2 protein-coding genes are annotated in these 449 nt (G+C 55.7%); one reads left to right on the top strand and one right to left on the bottom strand.

The genetic code is table 11. From position 1 onward, the window contains the following. Positions 1 to 233, top strand: a 233-nt coding sequence (locus AC1RPR_RS08280; RefSeq protein WP_481763480.1) for a hypothetical protein, incomplete at its 5' end; no start/stop codon positions are given. Between the two features lie 34 nt (positions 234 to 267). Here the strand turns inward: AC1RPR_RS08280 and AC1RPR_RS08275 are convergent. After that, the coding region (locus AC1RPR_RS08275; protein ID WP_481763479.1) for a hypothetical protein at positions 268 to 449 on the bottom strand (182 nt) is incomplete at its 5' end.

Here is a 449-nt window from a genome sequence, read left to right as displayed (position 1 = left end):
ATTCAGCCGATACGGGCGAGAAATACAGAAATGCGCTGTCGGAGGTTGGTACCCTGCGCGATGTGGTACACAACCTCCGCCACCTCGTAATCAACCGAGGTGGCGGCCTCGAAGCGGATGACCTCACCGACACGCGGGACCGCCAGATCACCCGTGGCAGACGCAAGATTGATATGGTCGGCCTCATTGTAGTATTGAATGTTGACGTTGCTCATATTGCCCTCCGCTGTTGAATGCTGTGCAGTATGCGCTTAATTGCGCGTGCCGTCAACCTTGTTTCTTCTGATTTTCCGTGTGTTGGGCAAGCGCCGCACGATCACGTTCTGTCAGGGATTCGACAAACGATTGGGGTTTCGCAACCGCGAGCGGGATGAAGTAGTCACGGCAGTCGATCACTTGTGTCGCGCCTGTCGCGTGCTTCACCACGATCTTCGACGAGAGGTAACCCT

The organism is Dellaglioa sp. CoH-57-MRSF-22 (genome assembly GCF_056781895.1).
Note: the sequence above shows the minus strand (reverse complement) of the source record. Positions and strands in the feature narration are given on the sequence as shown.